This is a genomic window from Acinetobacter sp. SK-43, from assembly GCF_015351505.1.
In the GTDB taxonomy this organism is placed as follows: Bacteria; Pseudomonadota; Gammaproteobacteria; order Pseudomonadales; family Moraxellaceae; genus Acinetobacter; species Acinetobacter junii.
In genome coordinates this window covers 1-19,850 of record NZ_JADKPY010000060.1, presented here as the reverse complement: position 1 = coordinate 19,850, position 19,850 = coordinate 1, and the positions used below count along the sequence as shown (strand labels likewise).

The following is a 19,850-nucleotide window of genomic DNA, read 5'->3' as shown; positions in this document are numbered from 1 at the left end:
AGAGTAAGAAAGCTTCCAGTTTTCTAAGCTACCTATGCGGTAGTGAACGTGGAGATTCCTGCGCCTTTTGAGCAGAAGGCTTTTCTAAGCTACCTATGCGGTAGTGAACAAAATTTTCTTCATCATTCCAGCATCTTATTATTTCTAAGCTACCTATGCGGTGGTGAACCGTGTGACATTTCGGGCAATTCAATGTAAAACTTTCTAAGCTACCTATGCGGTAGTGAACAGCCCTAAATTTGAGACAATTCAAAAGATTAATTTCTAAGCTACCTATGCGGTAGTGAACAACCTATTGGCAGGCAAGGAGCTAACACCAATTTTCTAAGCTACCTATGCGGTAGTGAACGCCTTTTGAGAAAACTGATTCAAGTTCTGAGCTTTCTAAGCTACCTATGCGGTAGTGAACAAACAGGTATCGATCTGATCTCGAGCTTCTAAGCTACCTATGCGGTAGTGAACTTACAAAAGCTGTTTTGGATGAAATACGGAAATTTCTAAGCTACCTATGCGGTAGTGAACAATAATAAAGCCCCAGTGACTGGAACTCACTATTTCTAAGCTACCTATGCGGTAGTGAACACGTGTAATAAGTGCGCCGATGAGGACAGATATTTCTAAGCTACCTATGCGGTAGTGAACAATAAAATATACCTAAAATTTCAAAATAAAACATAGAGTTATTTCTAAAAAATAAAATAACTAAAGTTTTAATCTTAATTCATAAGTAATTGATTTTATTATGCTGTTAAAGAGTGCCTACAATATTGGTTTAAAACCTAGATATAGTCAAAGTTAAAATGTATGTATGGAAAAAATTATCTTCCATTAGCACATTCATATACTTAAAATCTAAAGTCTTTAGTGCTAGCAAGAGAATCAGTGTGTCAATTCATCCAGAAAACGAATTTGAATTAACTAATGATGAAATGCATCTTTATAGTCGTCAAATCTTACTTGATGGTTGGGATATTGAAGCTCAAGAAAAATTAAAATTAGCAAATGTACTGATTATTGGAGCTGGTGGAATAGGGTGTACTAGTGCGGAGCTACTCGCACGAGCAGGCGTTGGAAAAATCACGATTGTAGATGCTGATACAATTGAAATGAGTAATTTACAACGTCAAATTGCGTTCACTCCAAATCATATCGGTCGCTACAAAGCCGAAATATTAGCAAAACACTTACAAGTGATTAATCCGCACATACATGTTAGCTATAAAAACATACGATTTGATGAAACGAATGCTGATGATTTAATACAGCATCAAGATGTAGTGTTGGATGGGTGTGATAACTTTACGACACGTTATTTAGCCAATGCGATCTGTAAGAAATATCAAGTCCCTCTAATTAGCGCTTCTGCAATCGGATTTGAAGGACAAATGTTCATGGTGGAGTCAGATTCTGCTTGTTATGAATGTCTATTTCCTAAAGAAGATCACGCAAATGAGGGTATGCGTTGTGCAGAGTCAGGCGTGTTGGCAACAACTCCTGTAATGATAGCGTCATTACAAGCACATCACACATTGCTATTTCTAGGCTTGGGATTAACACCACTGAAGCAAAAGCTATTACTCTGGAATGGTTTAAATTTATCGCAACGTATTCTTAAATTTGAAAAAGATGCAAATTGTCCAGTTTGTCGGGCAACTTAAACAGTAAAGTTTCTGAAATTTGCTAAACTAATGCCATCTATGAGGCAATGAAAGATTATGAAAAGAAATATCTTATTTGATGGATTGCGTTCTGTTGCACGGATAGGTGAAACAGTGATTGTTGCTGCACAGGCAGGTGTGAAATATGCAACTGAGAAGCAAAGTAACGCAAAACTAATGCGTGAGACATTTGAGTCGCTAGGTTCTACATATATTAAATTGGGTCAGTTTATTGCAAGTACACCATCACTATTTCCTCGTGAATATGTCGAGGAATTCCAAGGGTGCTTAGATCAAACACCAACTTTACCGTTTAGCTATATCCAAGAAGTACTTGCTGAAGAGTTTGAAGGTAAAAACTTGAATGAAATTTTTAGTTTCATTGACGAAAAACCATTAGCTTCAGCTTCTATTGCACAGGTGCATGCTGCAAAACTTGTGACAGGTGAAGATGTCGTACTAAAAGTACAAAAACCAGGTGTTGAAACCATTCTTTATACTGACTTAAACGTCGTACATTGGGCGACTAAGCTATTAGAGCGTGCAGTTCCAAAAATTAAATTTGCGTCATTATCTGAAATAGTAGATGAAATCAAAACACGCATGGTTCGTGAAGTAGATTTTATTGAAGAAGCGCAAAACTTAGATGACTTTGTACAGTATCTCAATGTTTCGGGCAATCAAGCTGCAACAGCGCCAAAAGTTTATCATCAGTTTTCAACGCGCCGTGTTTTAACGATGCAACGTTTATATGGCGTATCTTTGACTGATTTTGATGTGGTAAAAAAATACGCTAAAGATCCAACTCAAGTATTAATTACAGCGATGAATACGTGGTTTGGTAGTTTAATGCTATGTAAGAGTTTCCATGCTGATTTACATGCTGGAAATTTAATGCTGCTTGAAGATGGTCGTGTTGGTTTCATCGATTTTGGGATTGTAGGTCAACTAAAGCCTGAAGTATGGACGGCTTGCATGGCATTTATGGATGCTTTACAGCATACCAATTACGCTGCGATGGCAGAAAATATGCTTAAGATGGGGATGACGCATCATAAGATCGATACTCAAGTCTTAGCAGATGATTTAGAACGGTTATTTAGTGGTGTGCTACTAGCAGACCCTCAAGAAATTTTAAGTTCCAACCCTGCTGATTTGAATGACATCATGATGGATATGATTGGGGTTGGTGAGCGTCATGGCATCAAATTCCCGCGTGACTTCGCTTTGTTATTCAAACAAATGTTATATTTTGATCGTTTCATGCGAGTTTTAGCGCCTTATACTGATATTTATGCTGACCAACGTTTGAAAATGGTTCACAATATTGAACCTGCTTCATTTCTAAAGCATTAATTAAATTATCAGTTTATTGGGTCATTATGGATGCCATTATTATAGAAGGATTAAAAGTTGATACGGTGATAGGGTGTTTCAATTGGGAGCGCCAAATCATTCAACCTTTAATGTTAGATCTAACCATTCATAATGATCTTAATCAGGCTGCACAATCTGATGAGCTAGACGATACATTAAACTATGCACAAATATGTGAACTAGCTGCTCAAGTGATTCAACAAGCAAAACCTAAGTTAATAGAGCATGCAGCACAGTTAGTTCTTGAAAAATTATTTTTAGTATTTCCCTCGATTGAGTCAATTATTATAACAATTCGTAAACCCGCAATTATTGCACAAGCCAATGCAGTAGGAATTCGCCTTGAACGCAACAGAAACGATTTTTGCGCTCGCACTGGCGAGTAATGTTCAACAGCAGCAGAATTTCACTTTTGCATATGCTCAGCTTGCGCAATTAGGAAAAGTGGAATTTTCAGCGATTTATCAAATTCCTTGTAGAGATGCCGTAGGTGCAGATTACTGGAATTCAGCATGCTTATTAAAAAGTGAGCTGACTGTGGATGTAGTCTTGGATATTCTAAAGAATCTTGAAACACAATCAGGTCGTGTTCGTCCATCTCATCATATTAGTTTGGATATAGACGTTATTGCTTGGGGGAAGGATTTAGAGCGCATGCAATTCAATCCTAAAAAATTACCATTAGCAAATGATGTTAAAATTCCATTGCTTGAATTGTGGCAGCATGAAGCATTAAATTATGATGACAAGCTACAATATCCAGTCATCAAAATATAATTTTAAAGATTACGATAATAAAAGGACTCACTTATGAAAGTCATTTTCCTGCTTACAACATTGTCATTTTTGCTTTCTGGCTGCGCAGCAATGAGTGTTGAGCAATGTAAAACTGCAAATTGGTTTAATGTTGGTGAGAAAGACGGTTCAGCAGGTCGTGAATCTAGACTTGATCAATATTATTCTTCGTGTCAAAAAGCAAACATTACTCCGAATCAAAATCTATATGAAAAGGGTTATCAGAAAGGATTGAATTTTTATTGCCGTCCAGAGACAATCTTTGATGAAGCTTTGGAAGGACGTGGTGATTATCGTGTTTGTCCGATTGAAAAACGTGATTCATTACGTACATATTATCAAGTCGCACATGAATACTACCAAGCTAATTCTGAGTTTGAACGTTCACAGACAGATATGAGTTATTATTTAAAAGAATTAGAGCGTAAAGATTTATCCGTAAAAGATCGGGATGATTACAAAAAGCGTTTATATGATTTGCGTTTAAATAGCAGTAGAGTTCAGTATCGTTATCAAGATGCAGTAAGAAATCTCGAGCGATTCAAAGCTGAGCGCGGATTACAGTAATTCATTCAAGAAAACTTGGTATATATAAATAAAACCCATTGAATAAATGGGTTTTATTTTTTGATTCAACAATTGTGATACATACATGTTGGGTTTATCAGTGTTTGAATAAATCTTATAAGCTTTTAAACGGTAATAATATGAGAAATATACTTCTTGTTTTGTCAATTCTTCCGAGTATCTTGATCACCAATCAAGCTTTTGCAATTGATGAAAAATATAGACACCAATTAGAACAATCAGGTTGTACTCAGCTGAGTGAATTGCAAGGTTGTGATATAAGAAAATCTAAACAAGAGAATATAAAAGCAGGATTTGTAGAAAATAATACACAGGATGCACTGGAAGGTAAAAGAAGTATTGAACCACAGTGGATCGCTGAAAGAACGGATGGGAAGATACTTGCTCGTATCAAAATTGATGATAAAGAGCGAGTATGGGTGAATGATTATCGAGTCATTGCAATTAAGAAAAAAGGTCAAATAACTTTTAGGCAGGGAAAAATTAATTACACGATTTTCACGGATCAGAAAAAAGGATCTGAAAGTTTCTGGTATGACCGTTACTCAAAAGATAAAGGAAAAATTGTTTTGCAATAATTAGTACTATTTTAATGAAGTGCAGGGAGTTACATCATCGCAACTCCCTGTATTACTCGAATTTTAAAGGTAATAACTTGTTTTAGTCATCAATTTTGAGATGGCCGTCATCGTGATTTTAACAGGCACAGGAAGTTCTACGCCGCCAGCATTTAATGCTGTTTCACGATGATGCAATTCATCTTCATTCATTTGTTCTAAAATTTTTCGTGAACGTTCATCATGAGCTGGAAGCTGCTGTATATGCTCTTGTAAGTGCTGGCTGACTTGACGTTCTGTTTCAGCAACAAACCCCAAGCTATATTTATCACCTGCAATGCCTGCAATTGCACCCATACCATAAGATAAACCATACCAAATCGGATTTAAAATGCTGGTATGACTGTCTAATTCTTTTAAACGATCTTCACACCATGCTAAATGGTCTTGCTCTTCATGTGCTGCTTGTTGCATTTCTTGTTTAACATGTGGAAGCTTTGCGGTCAGTGCTTGACCATGATAAAGCGCTTGAGCGCAGACCTCTCCGCTATGATTAACACGCATTAATCCCGCAACATGACGAGCATCGCTAACACATAACTGTGAAGGGGTTTCTTCTGCAGGATTGTTGCGTTGTGATGTCGTAGCACCAGGAACTAAGCTGCGTAATGCTTGGTCAAATGAATTGATCATCTTATCGAGACCTGTGTAATGACGCATATATTAATCCTCTAGAGTATGGGGAGCATTCGCTAACAGTGGATGTAAGCGCTTCAATAACCAAATTGAGAAAAAAGCACTTAAAACAGCTGTGATGATAAATAAGATTTTAATATCAATTTTTAAAATGCTTAAGATTAAAATTGAAAAAATTGCTGAACTGACCATGAAAACAGCGTTTAGAATATTGTTTGCAGCAACGACACGAGCACGATGTGAACCTGGTGAATACGCTTGCATCATGGCATATAAAGGAACGATATAAAATCCACCACTAATCCCAAGAAGGGTTACAGCAATCATGACATGGTAGTAAACCAAACCTTGAGTAAACATATCTTTTAAATTAAGAAGTTCACCAGTACGTTCAGGTACAAATGCAAGACTTGCAGCTAAGTAAAGTGCAAATACAGTCAAACCAATTGCGCCATAAGGAACCATCTTGATATTGATGTCACTGCCACCGATCTTACGGCATAGTAATGAGCCGACACCGATTCCAACCGAAAAGAAAGTGAGTAATAAGCTTACGACATTTTCAGATGCATGAAGATTTTGTTGAGTGAGTTGGGGGATTTGAGTGAGGTATGTCGCACCATAAAACCAATACCAAGAGTTTCCAAGCAGGATCATGAATACAACAGGTATTTTTTTTACATAACTCAATGTCTGAAAACTGGTTCTAATAAAATTCCAATCAATTTTTAAATCAGGAGATGCAATCTTTTGTGTAAGAATAAAGCGACTGCTTAAATAGCCTAAGCAAGCAATGGTAACAACTGTGACACTAATCCACAATAAATTACCTTCTGAAGATGCAATAACAGCACCTCCTAAGATCATGCCAAGTAAAATTGCGATAGAGGTTCCAGATTGAAACAGTGCGTTTCCTGACATTAACTCATTAGGTTTTAATATTTCAGGCAAAATGGCATATTTGATGGGACCGAAACAGGTCGAATGTGTGCCCATTAAAAATAAAGCAAAAAGCAAAAGCCATAAGTTTCCGAGTAAGAAACCTGCTGTACCAATCAACATGATCACGATTTCAAGGATTTTAATAAAACGAATTAGTTGTGAACGTTCGTATTTATCCGCGATTTGTCCTGCTGTAGCAGAGAAGAAGAAATAGGGTAAGATGAATAGCAAGGCAGCTAAATTATTTAAAGTGCTAATCGGTGCGCTTTGTTGTTGGATCCACCCATAAGTTATGACCAAAAGAAGTGCTTGTTTATATACATTATCATTCAGTGCCCCAAAAAATTGAGTGAAAAACATCGGGACAAACCGACGTGATGTCATTAAGTGGTCATCTTGTTTCATCATGTGTTAACTTCATTGTGTTTTATAAAAAAATGTGACTTACTGTAAAAATACTAGAAAATGCATGTATGATACTTTCAATGTTTGATTGGATGAAAATCAAAGATTTGAAGAAATTTTCACCCATCAAAAAAAGATAAATTAAAAATAAGTTTAGAGTTTCACATGCCATCTAAAGATAAGTTTAAACAGTCAACACTGGTTCATTCTATGCATTTAATATTTAAAATGCAGGGATTTCCTAAACTTATTTGTAGTAGTTTTATAATTAGTTCTTTTATATCAGTTGCTTGTGCTCAAGAGCAAATTGCTGATATGTCTAAAATTAATTCAATAGAGACACCATCATCTTCTGATCAAACATTACAAACTTCAGTTCCGGCTGATGTGAATGTATCGGCAACAGTAGAGCCATCGACTGTAGCTGTTTCAGAATTAGACAGTCTTGCTGCATTAAAACAACAAGAACAAACAATCAATCAAATTGAAGAATTAAAACCTATACAGTTCGATGAAAATCTAGAGGATTTGCCAGTAGTTTCAGTTGATCAGAACATGGCAAACGAAATTTATCGTGTTGCAGAAGAAGCGAAAAATGAAGCTAAAAACTATCGAGCAAATGCCACACAAACCACAGTCAATGATGTTTCTCAAGCAGAACTTATAGAAATAACAAAAGCACCTGTAAACATCAATCAATTAATGCAGGAAATTCAGGCTGATAGTAAGATTGTTGTAGAAGCAAATGAAACAGGGAGAACATTAGCTGACTTCCAAGCTAGATCTGAGCCAGCACCTGAAAAAGTTGGATTTTTTAAGAAAATTATTAATCGATTCAAACCAGAAAATATTTTAAAAACGGACAAAGTTCCTCGTATTAGTGCAGATGTATCTGGTGAGCCACCTGAATTGGCAGCAAATATCAAAGCGAAACTTTCGAGTTTTACGCAAGAATCATTTGATGATTTTGCAGTAGCTTTACCTCAATTACGTGCATTATCAAATCAAGCAGCTCAAGCTGTAGGATATTACAATGCAGAGTTTAAGTTTGAAAAAGTCAGTGAAAGTAAAGTTAAAGTCAATGTTACACCAAATGAACCTGTAATTATCAACAAGCAAAATATAGACTTTACTGGAGCAGGTGAAAATTTACCTCAGTTTCAAGTTATTCGCTTAGTTCCGATCCAAGATGAAAAAGATATTTTTAATCATGGAAAATATGAAGAGACTAAAAGCAAAATTGTCAATACTGCTACAGATAATGGTTTCTTCGATGCATACTGGCGACTCCATGATGTGAAGATTAGTCAACCAGAAAAAATTGCAGATATTAATTTAAAATATGAAACAGGCGAGCGATACAAACTTAAGAAAGTTGAATATCGCATGAGTGATCAAAGTAAGCCTTTACCACTTACTCAAAAAGTATTAGACAGTTTGGCACCTTGGAAAGAGGGTGATGATTATGCTTTTTGGCGTGTGAATCTATTAGCAAATAACTTAACGAATACACGATATTTTAACTATACCTTGGTTGACACAATTAAGCCTGATCCAATTCAACCACCTTTAGAGCTTCCTCCTGATTTGCAAGCTTTAGTCGATCAGCAACGTATTCAAGAATCTCAGTTATTAAATAGTCAACAAAAAGCAGATTTAGCTAGGCAGAAAGTCACATCCTCTCAAGAGGTTACACAAGATGTAGTTGATGAATCCCAGTTCTCTGGGGGGCAAGCTGCTCAGCCATATGCTTTGGCTAGAGCTATGCCACTTGCTCATGACCATGATGATGAAGAAGAAGAACGTCAAAAATTAGAAGAACAAACTCGTATGGAGAAAAAAATTCCTGTAGTCGTGACTTTAAATGCAGATCGATTGAATAGCTTAGAGACGGGTATTGGTTACGGAACTGATACGGGTCCCCGTATTCGTAGTCAATACAGACGTGCAATCGTAAATAAATATGGTCATGCATTTGATGCCAATATTGAGCTTTCACAAATTCGTCAATCAATCGATGGTCGTTATAGCATTCCATATAAACATCCACTCAACGATTACTTTAACTTAGTTGGTGGTTATGAGCGTGAAGAACGTGATGATATTGGTCCTGATATAAATCTATTGGTTGAATCAGCAGTTATAGGTGGAGAGCGAATCATTAAGAATCCTCTTGGTGATTGGCAACATACGATGGGTTTCCGTTATCGTCTAGATCGATTAACAAAAAAAGGTGATGTCAATGTTGACGAATTACCTGATGCATTTAAAGTTTCTGGTATCGATTCAGAACAGGAGTCATTGTTATTCGGTTATGAGGCATCGAAAACGAATGCAAACTCTCGATTAAATCCGACAAAAGGATTTAAGCAAACTTATAAAGTCGAATTGGGATCAGAATCCTTATTATCTGATGCTAACATGGCTATTTTAACTGCTGGATGGCGATTTATTTATTCATTAGGTGAAAATGAAGATCATCAGTTTGTAGGTCGTGGCGATGCTAGTTATATTTTTACCGATGATTTCAATAAAGTTCCTTATAATTTAAGATTCTTTACAGGTGGTGATCAATCATTACGTGGTTTTGACTATAAAAGCTTATCACCTGAAGAAGATGGCTATAAAATTGGTGGTCAAGCCCTAGGTGTTGGCTCATTTGAATATAATTATCAATTTAAAGATGGTTGGCGAGCAGCCATATTTTCCGATTTTGGTAATGCTTATGATAAACAATTTAGCAACCCTACAGAATATAGTATAGGTGTTGGTATACGTTGGCGCTCACCAATTGGTCCAATTCGACTGGATGTCGCTTCTGGTATATCCAACGACAATAATCCAATTCGTTTACACTTTTTTATTGGTCCACAACTTTAATAATCCTAAACAAAACCTATTCAAAGGTTAAAAAATCAGGTTGATTATGTCGGAAGTAGAACAGCAATTAACGCCTTCAAATGGACCGAAAAAACAGCGTCATACGATAAGAACTATTGTTTTAGTCCTGTTAATGACGCTTGTAGTACTTATCAGTTCATTACTTGTCATGATGTCTACGGATAAAGGCAGCCGTTTTCTACTTGATCGTGTTTTGCAAAGTCAAAAGATGATTCGTTATGAATATGAAAGTGGTAATTTACTTTCAGGAATCATTTTAAAAAATGTTCTTGTCCAACTGAAAGCTGTAGATGTTTCGCTTGATCGTGCTGATGTATCTTTGGGTTGGCGTGCAGTATTCAAAAAAGAAATACATTTAAGCCATGCTGATGTTCAAAATTTCAAAGTTATTAATAAAAAGCCACCATCAGGAAAACCATTTGCATTTGATGCAATCAAGCTTCCTTTTGTATTAAGAGTTGATGAGGCGAATTTAGATCATTTGGTCATTAAGACAACAACATCTGAAGTGAAGTTTAATGATATTTATTTGAAAGATGCCCTATGGTCAGGTACCAAATTAGAGTTTGAAGACTCACATATGGACATGGGATATTTGGCTGTAAAGAATGCGACAGGTCAGATGGATTTTAGTGGTAAATATCCGATTGACGCGAAAGCTGATCTTATTATTCCATCTCTTAAAAGTTTAGATATCAATGTCATAAAGGTAGTTGCTTCAGGTACATTAGATACGCTAAAAGCAGGTGTAGCAACGCAAACACCAGATTTGCTCACAGGCTGGACTGTTTTACATCCAGTACGTGATGGTGTGCCAATGCAGGGCGAGCTTTTATTCAAAAACTATCATTTGCCTTTATTAAAAGAACAAAAATTATTTGCTAAAGATGGTGTTGCACGTTTTAACGGTAACATCAAAAAACTTATTTTAAGTTTAGATACCGATCTTAAAGGTGAGCAAATTCCTGAAGGAAAATATAATGCTTTGATGGAAACGGACCTTAGAAACCAGTTAAATATTCAGGATTTTAACGGTCAGGTGATGAATGGTAGCGTTTCACTAAAAGGGATTGTAAGTTGGAAAGATCATGTTGCATGGGACATTAAAGGTCGACTTGATCGACTTAATCCTAAAAATAAAATCATCCCTCAGGTAGCTCAGGACTTTTTGCCACCAACGTTGGACGCAAATCTGAGTTCAATTGGTTCTATGGAAAAAGGGTTGGCATTGAATGCCCAACTGGCTTTTGATCAATACGAGACTTGGAATGTAAAACTTAATCAAGCAAAAGCGATATCCAATAAACCTCAACCGATGCTACTTGATATTGCTTGGCAAGGAATTGATCGAGCAGTGCCATATATCGGATGGTTAAGTAGTGATAATGGTCAAACCAACATTACACTTAAAGAAGGTCAGCAAGATATCTTTGTTTCGACTACTGTAAAGCCACATGAAAAAACAGTATTGCCAACGGGTAAATATGATGCTCGCTTAGATGTTAAAGGTAGTTTGTTAGATATCGAAAATTTTCGTTATCAAGCAGAAAATGGAAGCTTATCGGGTCTAGCAAAAATTAAACTTCCGACTGAAAAACAGCAACTCTCATGGAGTGCAACGCTTAAAGCAGATAATTTCAATCCACAAACTGTAGCTACAGCTGCACCAGTAAATTTATTAAATGGACAAATTGTTGCTAAAGGTTTTGCTAAACCAAATCAGCAGATTATTCAATTTGATAATATTGATTTAAATGGTCAGTTAGCCCAATCAAATACATCTGAAAAAATTGCACTTAAAGGGAAAAGTACAGTAGCTTTAATTTTCCATGATCAAAAAAATGGTGGTGGATTTAAGAGTTATGCGGTTCAGTATGATGGTTCATTAAATGCTTTAAATCAGGCAAATGGATTATTAAAAATTGATGTTGCTGGCACACCAGATTACGTCAAAATTAATGAGTTAAAGCATGATGGTGTGGCTGGTAAATTATTTGCAACAGGCTCAGTCAATCTAAAAGATAAATTAGGTTGGAATATTGAAACCTCATTAGTTCGTTTCAAGCCCCAATATTTTGTTTCTAGTGTCAAAGGTGAAATTTCAGGACATGTCAAATCACAGGGAGTGTGGTCTGATGATCTAAAACGAGTTGATATACGTCAACTCAATGCCGCAGGTTTTATTAACAATAAACCTGTTCGAGGACGAGGTAATTTAACACTTTTGCTTGATTCAAATCAAAAAGGGTTCTTACCACAACAGTTTGAAGCAAATGATTTATTTTTTGCATATGCACAAAACCAATTACAAGCAACAGGTAATGCACAAAGCTTAAAAGTTAAATTAAACGCACCAGCTTTGTATGAAATCTATCCGGGATTGCAAGGTCGAGCGTATGGTAATTTAAATATACAATCTCAACCGAAACTGAAAGCAACAGCAAACATCGCTGTAGATAATTTTGCATTTAACAACCTAGTTAGTATTAAGTCATTACGTGTGCAAGGCGAACTACCAACTTCAGAGACGACACCAACGATTTTGACTGCGAAGGTAAATCAAGTACGCAATGGAAATCGTGAAATTGAAAATGCAGTTGTGAATCTCGCTGGTACTCGCAAAGCGCATTTGTTAAAAGTCGAAAGTAAAAATAAGCAGTCTAATTTTTATGTTCAACTCGCAGGTGGATTTAATCAAAACAACGATTGGTTAGGTCAGTTGCAAAAAGGTAATTTCACTTCGCGTAGAATTAGTCTAGTACAAAATCAAAGTGCGCCGATTATATATACCTCATCTGCTGCTGAGCTGTTTGTGGGACAGCATTGTTGGTCAAGCTCTCATAGCCAGTTATGCCTTGATCAGGCTGCACGTATAAGTAAAACCAAAGGAAATGTTTCTTTTCTCACAAAAAATCTTGATTTAAATGATTTTGCTGCATTTATGCCAGAAGGTTTAGCTGTTACAGGACAGTTAAATGGTTATGCACGTGCATCATGGGCAAATGGTACGCGACCAAAATTAGATGCGACATTAGTAACCCGTAAAGGTGAAATTGGTCTTGCTGCTGCTGATCCCCAAGATCCTGCAACAACCGTCACTTATGATGAACTTAGTTTGATCGCAAAAAGCGTTGGTGAAGGATTGTTATTCAGAGTGGATATGAAAACACCTGATATTGGAACAGGTTATGCCAATGTGATTATTAATCCATTCCAAAGTAATATGCCAATGCGCGGTGAAATTGCTTTTGATGAAGTTCAGCTCAAAGTATTTAAGCCATTTATTAAAGATGTACGTTCTATGGCTGGCACCTTCTCGCTTGCTGGAAAAGTGGACGGAACTTTAACACAACCACAATTTACAGGTGAAATGCGATTGAAAAATGGCGCTATTAGTATGATTTCATTACCTGTGAATTTAAATAATATTCAGCTTTATTCTTCGATTCGACAAGATTCAGCAAGCATAGATGGTGCATTTAATAGTGGACAAGGTGTAGGTCGTTTAAAAGGGAGCTTTGACTGGAAAAATGATCCTCATTTAGCATTAACACTTAAAGGCGATAATCTATTAGTTCGCCAAGCACCAATGATTACAGCGATTGTTAAACCCGATTTAAGCTTGGATGTTTATCCATTTGCTCAACGTTTAAGTTTGAAAGGTACGATTGATGTTCCTCGTGCTCGTATTTCCATGCCAGAAAGTTCAGCAACGGTGGTGAATGTTTCACCTGATGTACGTGTGGTGCATCAAGGACAAGATCTACTCGCTACTTTAAAAGCAGCGAAACCATGGGATATCCGTGCTGATATGACGGTAAATCTCGGTAATCAAGTTATTTTCCAAGGCTTTGAAAGTAATATCCCATTGGTCGGACGTCTACATCTGTCACAACGTGGTTTAGAAACAGCCATGCGAGCAAATGGTGCAATTGGTGTAAGCCAGAAAGTGAAGATCGAAGCTTATGGTCAGAGTCTCGACTTGAATCGTGCAATTGCTCGTTTTAATGGACCTCTTGCAAACCCAACCTTAGATATTGATGCAAATAAACCTGTACAAGGAAGCATGGTTGGTGTGCGTGTTACGGGTACAGCGACCGTCCCTAATGTTCAAGTGTACAATGATGCAGGTCTGTCTGAGCAAGAAGCACTCAATGCATTATTAACAGGACGTATTAATGAAGGTGGTAGTGGTTTAAGTAACACTGAAGGATTCAAATCTGATGTTAATAATACAATCGCTGCCGCTGGGATCAGCATGGGTTTAGGTGGAACTAGAGCTTTAACGAATCAAATTGGACGAACTTTTGGCTTAAGTGGATTGGCATTAGATGCTCAGGGAACTGGCGATGATACCCAAGTGAGTTTAACGGGTTATATTACGCCAGACTTATTTATTCGCTATGGTATTGGTGTATTTACACCTGTCAATAAATTGACTTTGCGATATCAAATGAATCGTCGACTTTATTTGGAAGCAAGTCAGTCCCTAGAACGAGCTATCGACTTATTCTACAACTGGCGCTTCTAGATAAACATTATAAAACCTGCCTTGTTTAGATAAGGAAGGTTTTTTTATAGTACTTTTACAATATAAATGTGATATTATTATATATAAGTAATTGAAAAATATAGATAAATGACATTTTTTGGAGAAAGGGGATGAAATGTGTCACTTTTAGTCAGCTTTTGGCAATCGTTAGTATTGGTTTGATGAGTAGTTCATTTCAACTTAATGCGAAAGAATACTACAAATGGGTAGATGCGAAGGGTGTAACTACATATTCAGCGACACCGCCACCCACCAAGAAACAAGAGCCTCAACTTGATACATCCAAACAAAATATGATGGTTGGAAACACAGCCAATCATGCTGTACCAACCCAAGTTCAGGCTCAATTGGTTAAAGAAACAAAAACAGCAGCAGTTGCAACAACACCTCAAACTAAAAATGTAGCACTTGCAGCAAAAACAGATGTTTTAATTCCGATCAAGAATTGTAATGGGGTTCGTTGTTGGGACACTAAAGGTAAGGCTTACAATCTAGTACAAGGCAATACATATCTCTCTTCGACTGGTGGCAAATGTCTCAAAACAACAAACAACATGTCGTGTACAAAATGATATGTAATTTTTTAGCGATAGCTGATGTTTTTAAATGCATCTTTTTTGCAAAATGCTTGAGTTTGAGTATGATGTCTACATCTAATTAGCTGCAGTATGAAGATGAAAAAGGTTGTATTGATTGCACTCGGTTTGATTTTGATGGGTTGTGGTAAGAAAGAGCCTTTAACACCAGAACAACAGTGGCATGGCTATTGCGTAAGTATTGGTAATGCAGCTCGTTCTATTGCACTAGATCGTCAGAATGGAATTGAAGAAAAGCAAGCAAAAGAACATGCGAGCAAGATTGAAGATGAGATGACGAGTAAATTTATTTTCGAAATTATTGAAACGGTTTATAGACTTCCAGTAGATCAGTTAAAGTCTGATCCTGATGCGATCCGTGAGGATTTAAAGAAGAAATTTACGGATCAATGTTTGGTAACACCACATGATAAGTTACCGAACTATAAATCATTTTAATTTGATCATTGAAAAGACAACAAGAGTTGTCTTTTTTTATGTACCTAATTCGTTGTTTTATTAGGCTTTGATCTAAGACCAAAGCGGTATTCAAAAGTGACAAACATTTCGCTATAAAATAATGGGCATCACGTAGAAATACGGTAGTTCCATTAACTTTTAAGTCGAAGTCTAGTAAAATTTTGCTGTCCATATTACTTGTAGAGCTTGAAAAAAGCTGGAACTTACAAGTAATTTTTTAAAAAAGAGGAATAACACTGTGCTAGAAGCTTACCGCCAACACGTTGAAGAACGTGCCGCACTCGGAGTCCCACCGAAGCCGCTTGATGATGCTCAAACTGCTGAACTTGTAACTTTATTAAAAAATCCACCAGCAGGCGAAGAAGCATATTTAGTAGATTTGCTTGAAAATCGTGTTCCAGCGGGTGTTGACCAAGCTGCATACGTTAAAGCTGCTTTCTTATCTGCGGTTGCGAAAGGTGAAGCGACTTCTCCACTTGTAACTAAAGAACGCGCAGTTTACTTACTAGGCACGATGCTTGGTGGTTACAACGTAGCTCCTCTTGTTGATCTTTTAGATAACGCTGAGCTTGCTGAATTAGCAGCTGAAGCATTGAAAAAAACACTTCTTGTATTTGATGCATTCCATGATGTAGCAGACAAAGCTAAAGCAGGTAATGTTGCTGCTAAAGCTGTATTGCAATCTTGGGCTGAAGCAGAATGGTTCACAAGCCGTCCTGACGTTCCAGAAGAAATCAAAATCACTGTGTTCAAAGTAACAGGTGAGACGAATACTGATGACTTGTCTCCAGCTCAAGATGCGTGGAGCCGTCCAGATATTCCGTTACACGCTAACGCAATGTTGAAAAACGAACGTGATGGTATCAACCCTGAAAAACCAGGTGAAGTTGGTCCATTAAGCCAAATCAAAGAATTGATCGCGAAAGGCAACCAAGTTGCTTACGTGGGTGACGTTGTTGGTACAGGTTCTTCTCGTAAATCTGCAACTAACTCTGTACTTTGGTTCTTCGGTGACGAACTTCCACACATTCCAAACAAAAAAGATGGTGGTGTGTGCTTAGGTTCTAAGATCGCTCCAATTTTCTTCAATACAATGGAAGATGCAGGTGCATTACCTGTTGAAATCGACGTTGCGAACATGAACATGGGCGACGAAGTTGTATTGAAAATCGATCACGCTGCTGCAAAAGTTACAGCGTTTAAAGATGGTGTACAAATTTCTGAAGCTGAACTTAAAACTCCAGTACTTTTAGACGAAGTACGTGCTGGTGGTCGTATTAACCTGATCATTGGTCGTGGTTTAACAGCTAAAGCGCGTGAAGAATTAGGTCTAGAGCCTTCTACTTTATTCCGTACGCCAGTACAACCTGCTGACACTGGTAAAGGCTTTACACAAGCTCAGAAGATGGTAGGTCGCGCATGTGGTCTTCCTGAAGGTCAAGGTATCCGTCCAGGAACTTACTGTGAACCTAAGATGACGACTGTTGGTTCTCAAGATACAACTGGTCCTATGACTCGTGACGAGTTAAAAGACTTAGCGTGCTTGGGCTTCTCATCTGATCTAGTGATGCAGTCTTTCTGTCACACAGCTGCGTATCCAAAACCAGTTGACGTAACAACTCACCATACATTACCTGACTTCATCATGAACCGTGGTGGTGTATCTTTACGTCCTGGTGACGGTATTATCCACTCTTGGTTAAACCGTATGTTACTTCCAGATACAGTAGGTACTGGTGGTGACTCACATACTCGTTTCCCAATTGGTATTTCATTCCCAGCGGGTTCAGGTCTTGTTGCGTTCGCAGCAGCTACTGGTGTTATGCCACTTGACATGCCTGAGTCTGTACTTGTTAAGTTCAAAGGTAAAATGCAGCCTGGTATCACTTTACGTGACCTTGTACATGCGATTCCTTACTATGCGATCAAAGCTGGTGACTTAACTGTAGAGAAGAAAGGTAAGAAAAACATCTTCTCTGGTCGTATCCTTGAGATCGACTTAACAGAAATGGAAAATGACTTGACTGTTGAGCAAGCATTCGAACTTTCTGATGCATCTGCTGAACGTTCTGCAGCTGGCTGTTCAATCACTCTTTCTGAAGAGAAAGTTGCTGAATACCTACGTTCTAACATCACAATGTTGAAGTGGATGATCGCTGAAGGTTATGGCGATGCTCGTACACTTGCTCGTCGTGCTGAAAACATGCAGAAGTGGTTAGATAACCCAAGCTTGTTAAAAGCTGATGCTGATGCTGAATATACGAAAGTATATGAAATCGATCTTGCTGACATCAAAGAACCTATTCTTTGCTGCCCGAACGATCCTGATGATGCAAAACTTCTTTCTGACGTTCAAGGTGACAAAATTGATGAAGTATTCATCGGTTCTTGTATGACTAACATCGGTCACTTCCGTGCAGCGGGTCAATTGTTGGATAAAGTACCAAGTGGTTCATTATCTACTCGTTTATGGTTGGCTCCACCAACTCGTATGGACGAGCATCAATTGATGGAAGAAGGCATGTACAACATCTATGGTCGTGCTGGTGCGCGTACAGAGATGCCAGGTTGTTCATTGTGTATGGGTAACCAAGCACGTGTAGCACCGAACACAACATGTGTATCAACTTCTACTCGTAACTTCCCGAACCGTTTAGGTCAAGGTGCAAACGTTTACTTAGCTTCTGCTGAGCTTGCATCTGTAGCTGCGGTACTTGGTAAATTACCAAGTCCAGAAGAATATCAACAGTACGCGTCGCAAATCGACAGCGCTTCTGCTGACATCTACAAATACTTAAACTTCGACAAGATGAGCGAATATACAAAAGAAGCTGATCAAGTTGATACTAAGAAAATCCAAGCTGCTCAGTTAACTTAATTTATTGATAATTAAGTTTTAATGAGTTAAAAATAAGGGCTGAGTAATCAGCCCTTATTTTTTGGATAAATTGTGGATATAAAAACTCAATTATTAAATTTAATAGATCATGTGGTAGAGAGAAATGAAGAAAATATTGTAAAAAATAAAACGAAAGGCGAATATTTTAACCTGATCAAAATAATGGGAATGGCAACAAGTGAAGTACATACACATACTCCAATTATTGCTGACTTACTCAATCCTAAAGGGAGTCATGGTCAAGGAGACATCTTTCTTAAAATATTTGTTGAACGTTTCTCACCGAATTTTGATGTAAATACAAAAGTAGTTGTTGAAAGGGAAAAGCGGGAAGGAAAAGATCAATTTGATATTTTAATCAGAAATGATCATCAAATCATGATTATTGAAAATAAGATTTATGCCTCAGATCAAAGTAGGCAATTAAATCGTTATTATTCATATTGCATAGCAAAAAATAAACAACCAATACTGATTTACTTATCTCTGTCTGATGCTCAACCAAGTCAAAAATCATTAGGTCATATTATCAAGAATGATGATGGTTACTATTTAAATGGTGATCTTGCACAACCAGTCAGTCTTTCGGTACTAAATTATCAAAATGATTTATTAAAGTGGTTAAATGAGATAGAGCAACATTTAAATAATAAGATGAATATCTTGGCTGCTATACAGCAATATAAAAATTTAATTCTACAGATGACGGGAAATATTATGTCCAATAAGAACACAATTAAGGAATTATTACTTTCTGTTGATGCAAAACAGTTTAAAGCTATTTCGGATATTAATCAGATATTTCAGAGCCAAGAGTTTCGTGGTGAGTTGTTAGAAAGATTTTTTAGTGTGATTGATACAAATTTTAATCAACATCAAGGATACTCAATTTCACTTGATAGTAAATATAATAGTGTTCGGCATGATTTATCAAAATGCAAAATGTGGTTTAAAAATGTACAAAAATCAAAGCGAATGAGTCGAGATTTTATCGGATGTATTTTTGAGCACGAGTCAGTACCTTTGTTAAAATTTATGATTATTGTTGTCACAGAAGGATTGCATTATGGTGTGGTTTGTGAAGATAGTACTATAAATTTAAAAGATGTTATTGATGATTCTTTATGGTTATCTCAGAGCAATAAAAATAAACTAGAGATGTCTTGGATGAGTAAATCAGTATGTAATATACGTAATTTTGATTCAATAACGCTTGATTTATTGGTTACTCAAGATAATGAAATATTTGATAGTTGGATTTGTGAAATCATTGCTAATTTTAATTTTGTTATTGAAGAATTTAAGCAACTAGATGAAGATTCATGATGGAAATATTAAGATATCACTTTTATTATTTAAAATATTTTGAATATGAGAAGATACTAAAAGAGAGATAGATCTTTAATACCAAAATGAACCAAAGAG

Annotated in this window: 14 protein-coding genes and 1 CRISPR repeat array; of the genes, 12 read left to right on the top strand and 2 right to left on the bottom strand. The window is 36.9% G+C overall.

From position 1 onward, the window contains the following. Positions 1-21 precede the first annotated feature (21 nt). A CRISPR array of direct repeats spans positions 22-642; the repeat unit is 27 nt; unit sequence TTCTAAGCTACCTATGCGGTAGTGAAC. A gap of 287 nt (positions 643-929) precedes the next feature. From IRT38_RS11930 to IRT38_RS11905, 6 genes are all read left to right on the top strand, one after another. Further along, positions 930-1,658, top strand: coding sequence for a HesA/MoeB/ThiF family protein (locus IRT38_RS11930; protein WP_171500880.1), 729 nt, complete (start codon positions 930-932; stop codon positions 1,656-1,658). Positions 1,659-1,715: 57 nt separating this feature from the next. Beyond that, positions 1,716-3,014, top strand: a complete 1,299-nt coding sequence (locus tag IRT38_RS11925) for an ABC1 kinase family protein (RefSeq protein WP_194597808.1) — start codon at positions 1,716-1,718, stop codon at positions 3,012-3,014. A gap of 26 nt (positions 3,015-3,040) precedes the next feature. Next, positions 3,041-3,421, top strand: coding sequence for a dihydroneopterin aldolase (gene folB / locus IRT38_RS11920; protein ID WP_004911755.1), 381 nt, complete (start codon positions 3,041-3,043; stop codon positions 3,419-3,421). After that, positions 3,378-3,812, top strand: a complete 435-nt coding sequence (locus tag IRT38_RS11915; protein ID WP_129262972.1) for a 2-amino-4-hydroxy-6-hydroxymethyldihydropteridine diphosphokinase — start codon at positions 3,378-3,380, stop codon at positions 3,810-3,812. Before folB ends, IRT38_RS11915 begins: the two co-directional genes overlap by 44 nt. A gap of 33 nt (positions 3,813-3,845) precedes the next feature. Then, the gene (locus IRT38_RS11910) at positions 3,846-4,397 is read left to right on the top strand and encodes a DUF2799 domain-containing protein (RefSeq protein ID WP_130576251.1); all 552 of its coding nucleotides are present in this window, start codon (positions 3,846-3,848) and stop codon (positions 4,395-4,397) included. Positions 4,398-4,537: 140 nt separating this feature from the next. Continuing rightward, a complete protein-coding gene (locus tag IRT38_RS11905) occupies positions 4,538-4,996 on the top strand; it encodes a hypothetical protein (protein WP_194597809.1) in 459 nt (152 codons plus the stop codon). A 63-nt stretch (positions 4,997-5,059) separates the two neighbouring features. Here the strand turns inward: IRT38_RS11905 and coq7 are convergent, their stop codons facing one another. Further along, positions 5,060-5,695, bottom strand: coding sequence for a 2-polyprenyl-3-methyl-6-methoxy-1,4-benzoquinone monooxygenase (gene coq7 / locus IRT38_RS11900; protein ID WP_151826202.1), 636 nt, complete (start codon positions 5,693-5,695; stop codon positions 5,060-5,062). Positions 5,696-5,698: 3 nt separating this feature from the next. Next, the gene (locus IRT38_RS11895) at positions 5,699-7,021 is read right to left on the bottom strand and encodes an MFS transporter (protein WP_194597807.1); all 1,323 of its coding nucleotides are present in this window, start codon (positions 7,019-7,021) and stop codon (positions 5,699-5,701) included. 162 nt (positions 7,022-7,183) lie between these two features. Between IRT38_RS11895 and IRT38_RS11890 the strand changes: the two genes are divergently transcribed. From IRT38_RS11890 to IRT38_RS11865, 6 genes are all read left to right on the top strand, one after another. Continuing rightward, positions 7,184-9,898: an autotransporter assembly complex protein TamA gene (locus IRT38_RS11890; RefSeq protein WP_194597806.1), complete on the top strand. Its 2,715-nt coding sequence runs from the start codon at positions 7,184-7,186 to the stop codon at positions 9,896-9,898. A gap of 46 nt (positions 9,899-9,944) precedes the next feature. After that, the gene (locus IRT38_RS11885) at positions 9,945-14,450 is read left to right on the top strand and encodes a translocation/assembly module TamB domain-containing protein (RefSeq protein ID WP_194597805.1); all 4,506 of its coding nucleotides are present in this window, start codon (positions 9,945-9,947) and stop codon (positions 14,448-14,450) included. 131 nt (positions 14,451-14,581) lie between these two features. After that, a complete protein-coding gene (locus IRT38_RS11880; protein WP_194597804.1) occupies positions 14,582-15,043 on the top strand; it encodes a DUF4124 domain-containing protein in 462 nt (153 codons plus the stop codon). A gap of 102 nt (positions 15,044-15,145) precedes the next feature. Further along, positions 15,146-15,505, top strand: coding sequence for a hypothetical protein (locus IRT38_RS11875; protein ID WP_004911726.1), 360 nt, complete (start codon positions 15,146-15,148; stop codon positions 15,503-15,505). 259 nt (positions 15,506-15,764) lie between these two features. Continuing rightward, complete coding sequence (locus tag IRT38_RS11870) at positions 15,765-18,404, top strand: bifunctional aconitate hydratase 2/2-methylisocitrate dehydratase (RefSeq protein WP_004911724.1); 2,640 nt, start codon at positions 15,765-15,767, stop codon at positions 18,402-18,404. Positions 18,405-18,476: 72 nt separating this feature from the next. Further along, positions 18,477-19,751 carry a PD-(D/E)XK nuclease family protein gene (locus IRT38_RS11865; protein WP_194597803.1) on the top strand — a complete coding sequence of 425 codons (1,275 nt, stop codon included), beginning with the start codon at positions 18,477-18,479 and terminating at the stop codon, positions 19,749-19,751. Positions 19,752-19,850 lie beyond the last annotated feature (99 nt).

Excerpts from the sequence above, each read along its gene's own strand:
- IRT38_RS11930 (WP_171500880.1), top strand. The coding sequence starts at position 930 with ATGCATCTTTATAGTCGTCAAATCTTACTTGATGGTTGGGATATTGAA.
- IRT38_RS11925 (WP_194597808.1), top strand. The coding sequence starts at position 1,716 with ATGAAAAGAAATATCTTATTTGATGGATTGCGTTCTGTTGCACGGATA.
- folB (WP_004911755.1), top strand. The coding sequence starts at position 3,041 with ATGGATGCCATTATTATAGAAGGATTAAAAGTTGATACGGTGATAGGG.
- IRT38_RS11910 (WP_130576251.1), top strand. The coding sequence starts at position 3,846 with ATGAAAGTCATTTTCCTGCTTACAACATTGTCATTTTTGCTTTCTGGC.
- IRT38_RS11905 (WP_194597809.1), top strand. The coding sequence starts at position 4,538 with ATGAGAAATATACTTCTTGTTTTGTCAATTCTTCCGAGTATCTTGATC.
- coq7 (WP_151826202.1), bottom strand. The coding sequence starts at position 5,695 with ATGCGTCATTACACAGGTCTCGATAAGATGATCAATTCATTTGACCAA.
- IRT38_RS11895 (WP_194597807.1), bottom strand. The coding sequence starts at position 7,021 with ATGATGAAACAAGATGACCACTTAATGACATCACGTCGGTTTGTCCCG.
- IRT38_RS11890 (WP_194597806.1), top strand. The coding sequence starts at position 7,184 with ATGCCATCTAAAGATAAGTTTAAACAGTCAACACTGGTTCATTCTATG.
- IRT38_RS11885 (WP_194597805.1), top strand. The coding sequence starts at position 9,945 with ATGTCGGAAGTAGAACAGCAATTAACGCCTTCAAATGGACCGAAAAAA.
- IRT38_RS11880 (WP_194597804.1), top strand. The coding sequence starts at position 14,582 with ATGAAATGTGTCACTTTTAGTCAGCTTTTGGCAATCGTTAGTATTGGT.
- IRT38_RS11875 (WP_004911726.1), top strand. The coding sequence starts at position 15,146 with ATGAAAAAGGTTGTATTGATTGCACTCGGTTTGATTTTGATGGGTTGT.